The 5,274-nt window shown below is 64.9% G+C and carries 6 protein-coding genes; all 6 read left to right on the top strand.

The features are described 5' to 3' along the window. Positions 1-34 precede the first annotated feature (34 nt). On the top strand, positions 35-823 hold the full coding sequence (locus VFP86_18735) for a thioredoxin family protein (GenBank protein ID HET9001685.1): 789 nt from the start codon (positions 35-37) through the stop codon (positions 821-823). 120 nt (positions 824-943) lie between these two features. Next, positions 944-1,600 (top strand): DUF2182 domain-containing protein, encoded by a 657-nt coding sequence (locus tag VFP86_18730; GenBank protein HET9001684.1) that lies wholly within the window; start codon positions 944-946, stop codon positions 1,598-1,600. Positions 1,601-1,792: 192 nt separating this feature from the next. After that, the gene (locus VFP86_18725) at positions 1,793-2,866 is read left to right on the top strand and encodes a sigma-70 family RNA polymerase sigma factor (GenBank protein HET9001683.1); all 1,074 of its coding nucleotides are present in this window, start codon (positions 1,793-1,795) and stop codon (positions 2,864-2,866) included. A gap of 12 nt (positions 2,867-2,878) precedes the next feature. Further along, complete coding sequence (locus VFP86_18720; GenBank protein ID HET9001682.1) at positions 2,879-3,394, top strand: DinB family protein; 516 nt, start codon at positions 2,879-2,881, stop codon at positions 3,392-3,394. Between the two features lie 108 nt (positions 3,395-3,502). Beyond that, positions 3,503-4,336: an SDR family oxidoreductase gene (locus VFP86_18715; protein HET9001681.1), complete on the top strand. Its 834-nt coding sequence runs from the start codon at positions 3,503-3,505 to the stop codon at positions 4,334-4,336. Between the two features lie 60 nt (positions 4,337-4,396). Beyond that, on the top strand, positions 4,397-5,274 hold an 878-nt coding region (locus tag VFP86_18710), incomplete at its 3' end, for a M14 family metallopeptidase (protein ID HET9001680.1).

Below are 5,274 nucleotides of genomic sequence, written 5' to 3'. Positions count from 1 at the left end.
CTGTCCACTGCCCCAAGGGAAAGGAGCTGAACCAATGACCGATCATAAGACCGGAACACGTGAAGAGTGGCTTGCGGCCCGGCTGGAGCTGCTCGAGGCCGAGAAGGCGCTGACGCGGCGTAGCGACGAACTGGCGCGGTGGCGGCAGGAGCTGCCCTGGGTTCGAATCGACAAGGGGTACCGCTTCGAGACCGACGAGGGCACAGCGTCCCTCGCCGATCTCTTCAGAGGACGCTCGCAGCTCCTCGTCTATCACTTCATGTACGGGCCCGAGTACACGGCGGGCTGTCCGGCCTGTTCGTCGATCGCGGACGGCTTCGACGGCTTCGTCGTTCACCTCGCGCATCACGACGTCACGCTGTGCGCGACGTCGCGGGCTCCGCTCGCGACACTGCAGGCGTACAAGCGGCGGATGGGCTGGATGTTTCCCTGGGCGTCCTCGTTCGACAGCGACTTCAACTCCGACTTCAGCGTCGGTTTTACGAAGGAACAACAGCGCGAGGGCGGCATCGACTACAACTACCGGCATGAGCCGCCGATGGTCCGGGAACCCGCGGCCAGCAGCGGCGCCGCAAAAAACGCGGCGATGTGCGGAACCGACCCGGCCACCTACATACGCGAGAGGCCGGGCATGAGCGCGTTCGCGCTCGAAAACGGCGTTGTCTACCACACCTACTCGGCCTACGCGCGCGGGCTGGACGGCCTCTGGGGCATGTACCAGTGGCTCGACCGCGCGCCACTCGGTCGCAACGAGTCCGGCCCCTGGTTCCGCCGCCACGACGAGTACGATAGGGCCCAAACGCTAGAGCCCCAGCGTGGCTAACTGGCGTCTCATCCGGCATGTTGTCAACGGCGCCTTTGGTTGGGACATTGGCACCGTTGAGCTACCAACTGTTCGATCGGGTAGCGGACCGACGCGACGCCGTCTTCCCGCTCCTCCGCCATGACGAGCGCTAGGACGGCCGCGACGGTAGCCGCGCTGACGGCGACGCTCGGGCTCGCCGCCGCATCATGGGCCGTCGCGGTCCGCCAGATGAACAGGATGGACATGGGCGTTGCGACCGAGCTCGGTTCGTTCGCGTTCTTTGTTGCCCTGTGGGTGTCGATGATGGCGGCGATGATGCTGCCGGGCGCGGCTCCGGCAGTCTTGAGACGCGCTCATGCCAGCGGTCGTGTGCGCGCCGTGCCGCTATTCGTCGGGTCATACCTTGCCGTCTGGGCACTCGTGGGCGTCGCCGTGTATGCGTTGTACCGGCCGCACGGGACTTTCGCCGCGGGCGCGGTTGCGATCGCGGCAGGTGTCTACGAGTTCACGCCGCTCAAGCAGCACTTCCGCCGGCGGTGCCGCGAGAGCGTCCGCTCTGGATTCGAGTTCGGGCTCTACTGCGTCGGCTCGAGCATCGGACTGATGCTGATGCTGGTGGCGCTGAGCGTCATGAGCGTCACCTGGATGTCCGTGATCGCCGTCCTCGTCCTCGCCCAGAAGCTCCTGCCCGCGAAAGCCGCCATCGATGTGCCGCTGGCGCTAGCGATCGTCGGACTTGGAATCCTGATCGTCATCGCGCCCTCGTCGGTTCCCGGACTCACGCCACCAATGTGAGACGTCATCGGTGGCGCGGGCCACGCCAAGATGTGGGTTTCCTGCGGAACGCGGTTCCCACCAGCCCGTCTCCCGCCCGGCCACAAGGCAGCGACCGATGAGTTCTGGTCCTTCCCGTGGTCTATGTAGGAGAGAGGCTGGCGAGACAGCGAAGGCTCGTCTGTCCGCTACGCAGAGGAAAGGAGTCCCTCGGTGAGCAGGCCCGTCGCCGACATGCCGGACCGACCGACGCTTCTGGAGCCCGCCAAAAGGGGCGACCGGGACGGGTTTCACCATCTCACCGAGCCCTACCGCCGGGAACTACAGCTCCACTGCTATCGCATGGTCGGCTCGTTCCACGATGCCGAGGACCTGGTCCAGGAGACGTTCCTCCGCGCTTGGCGAGGGCTCGACGGTTTCGAAGGACGCGCATCCTTCCGAAGCTGGCTCTATCGGATCGCCACCAACGTCTGCCTTAACGCCCTCGCCCGCCGCGCGAATACACGTCGGGTGCTGCCGGAGACGCAGAGTCCGCCGTCCGACCGGATGCCGGAGGGCGGGCCGGCCACCGAGATCGCCTGGCTCGAGCCCTATCCGGACGCGGCGCTCGAGGGCATCGTCGACGCCGCACCGGGGCCGGCGGCGCGCTACGAGATGCGTGAGGCGGTGCAGCTCGCCTTCGTCGCGGCGATCCAGCACCTCCCGCCCCGACAGCGGGCCGCCCTGCTACTCCACGACGTGATGGGCTGGTCGGCCACCGAGACAGCTCGGCTGCTTGATGCCTCGGTCGCATCGGTCAACAGCGCTCTGCAGCGCGCTCGCGCCACGCTTGGGAAGCGGTTTCCCACTGGCCGGCCCAGCGCCCAGCCGGCGCCGGACAATCGCCAGCGTGCTTTGCTTGAGCGCTACGTCCGCGCCTGGGAGGGCGCCGATTTTGACGCCTTCGCCGCCCTGCTCAGGGAGGATGCGGCCCTGAACATGCCGCCCTGGCGACAGTGGTATCTGGGACGCGAGGCGATCCGGGGGTTCTTTGGCTGGGCTTGGAGGACGGGGGGATACGGCGGCTTCCGGCTCGTTCCCGTAGCCGCGAACCGGCAGCCAGGGTTCGCCATGTATAGCCGCGGCCGGAAGGGGCCCGAATGGCGGGCTCACTCTATCCACCTGCTCACGATCCAAGACGAATCGATTGCCGCTATGACCCTCTTTGTCGGCCCGCAGCTATTTGGCCCATTCAGCCTACCAGCTGTCCCGCCGACCCAAGACGGCGCCGCGCCGTCGCGGCCGTGATCGCGACACCCGATGAATTCCCTCGTCGACCTGTCCGCGAGAGGTCTCCTGCGCTGGCAGTTCCGACTGGCTCACGACCTCCTTGACGCTGCGATCGAACGGCTCAGCACCGAGGCCCTCCACCGGTATCCACCCGGTTTGGCTCCTCCGGCAGGGGCCTGCTATGCACAAGTCGTGCTGTGCGAGGACCTGGGCGTCAACGGCGTGCTCGCTACGGCGAAGCCGCTCGCGCTCTCCACCTGGGTCGGCCGCACTGGCCTCAGCGAAATGCCACCGCTCGTCGAGACGACCGACTGGTGCGCCTGGGCGCGCCGGGTGCGGCTCGACGAGGCCAAGCTACGATCCTATGCCCGGGCGGTGTACGCTTCGACCGACGACTACATCGCTGCTCTGCCGGACGAAGCACTCGACCCGGCGCGCGGCGACATGCCGGCGTGTCTACTCAGCGCGCTCCTGCTGACCCTGTCGATGCGGCGCGGCCAGATCGCCTGCCTCCTGGCGCTTAGCTCTGGCAGACCCGCACGTTGAGTGACCTGCGGAGGTCCGATACCAGGCCCCCACGAAACTCATCCTTCCGGCGCGCGCCGCGGTGCAGGTGTCATTCATCAGCGATGAGGTGAAAGGGGCAAAAGCGCGATGTTAGTAAAAGATAGCGTTGCCCTTGTCACCGGCGCGGCGCGGGGTTTAGGATGGGGAATCGCCCGGGCGTTTGGCATCGCGGGCGCGAGGGTTTGCGTCACCGACATTAGCGACGACGAACTTGCGCGCTGCGCCCGAGACCTGGGCGCCGACGGCACAGAGTTTCAGGTTTGCCGTTCCGATGTGGCGGACCTCGCCGAGTGCAAGAGCATGGTGACGAAGATCGTCGATCGCTGGGGGCGGCTGGATGTCGTGGTGCACAACGCGATTTACATGCCGCTGATCACGTTTGAAGCGACCACGCCGGAGGAATGGTCACGTCAAATCAATGTCGGCATCGGCGGACTGTTCAATTGCTCCTACGCCGTTTGGCATCAGATGAAAGAGCAACGCTGGGGCCACATCATCGGCATCGCGAGCGGCTCCAGCATTCGCGGCTATAAAGAGGAGATCGCGTACTGCACGATCAAGCACGGAATCGAAGGATTCGTGAAGGCGCTTTCGCTTGAGGCCAAGCAACATAATATCGCGCTTAATACGATCGGTCCGGGTATCCGCATCAAGCCGACGCGCATGACCTGGGCGGAGTACGATCAAGCCCCTCCGGGGCTGAGAGCGAGCTGGGCGGATCCGGTCGAACTCGGCAAGGCGTGGGTGTGGCTTGCTGCACAGCCACCTAGCCGGTTCAGCGGCTATCGTTTCGACGCCGCGAAGCTGGTCCAGACCATCGCGCGGGAGGGTGACGATTTTGAGTTCGCGGCCGAAAAGGTCACGCTCTATCCGGACGATTTTCGCGCGCGCCAGGAGCTGTACAGCAGGCATGCAGAATAGAGACACGCGTCGGGGGAAAGCCGAGCATCGAATTGCTCAATTTCTAGGGAGCAGCCGGTCTTGAAGACGATTCATGAATCATTGATCTGGAACGAAATCCAGGTCACTGCCCACGCCGCCGCACAGCACATCCCGCTGAAATATGGCGAAGCCGGTACGACTGGGACTCGCGCGACTCTCATCGCCGGGACGCACGGCGACGAAGGGCCCTGGTCCGCCCTGGCGATCAAAATGCTTTGCCAGCACCCTTTTGCGAAGCTCACCGGACGGCTGCGCGTCGTCTTTACCGCCAATGCTCTGGCAGCCGAGGTTGAGCGCCGCAATTCATGGATCGATTCCCCAAACTCAATCGACTTAGACAGCGTCTTCCCAGGCAACAGCGAAGGCTCGCACACCGACCGCCTCGCGGCATCCATTGCCCCGTTGGTCGCTGACAGCGATGTGGTCATCGACCTCCACGGCGGCGGCACGTGGTGTATCAACGCCTTTGTCAAACGCTTCGAAGGATCCGAACAGCTTGCTGCCGATCTGGGTGCGCCCTTCATCAGCAATGCTCCTAACAAGCGCGGCGGTCTAACCACGTACGCCCGCTCGCTGGGGATCAAGGTCGCGAATGTTGAAGTGGGCGGGCGTTCGAGCAAGGAAATGTATTGGACGGAGCGGAATGCCAAGGGTCTCGAGCGTGCCCTCTTTCGCCTCGGCGTCCTGGCACTCGACACCACCCCCGCTCCGGCTGAGAGATCCATCGATGTGAGCGCAACGGAAGCCATGCGCGCCAAGGTGGGTGGAATTTTCGTGCCCACCTTGCGCGAAGATGCTGTCGGCACCATCGTCCCGACTGGGACCGAGATGGGCAAAATCCTGGACCTGCACACCCTCGCCGAGTTGCAGATCTTCACCGCTCCCTACGAACGGACCGCCATGATGCTCATGCGCCC

This window comes from bacterium, assembly GCA_035703895.1.
Taxonomy (GTDB): domain Bacteria; phylum Sysuimicrobiota; class Sysuimicrobiia; order Sysuimicrobiales; family Segetimicrobiaceae; genus Segetimicrobium.
This window is presented reverse-complemented; position numbering and strand designations above follow the sequence as displayed.

Bases quoted from the DNA above. Each gene is read 5' to 3' on its own strand.
- VFP86_18715 (HET9001681.1), top strand. From the start codon at position 3,503: ATGTTAGTAAAAGATAGCGTTGCCCTTGTCACCGGCGCGGCGCGGGGT.
- VFP86_18730 (HET9001684.1), top strand. From the start codon at position 944: ATGACGAGCGCTAGGACGGCCGCGACGGTAGCCGCGCTGACGGCGACG.
- VFP86_18720 (HET9001682.1), top strand. From the start codon at position 2,879: ATGAATTCCCTCGTCGACCTGTCCGCGAGAGGTCTCCTGCGCTGGCAG.
- VFP86_18735 (HET9001685.1), top strand. From the start codon at position 35: ATGACCGATCATAAGACCGGAACACGTGAAGAGTGGCTTGCGGCCCGG.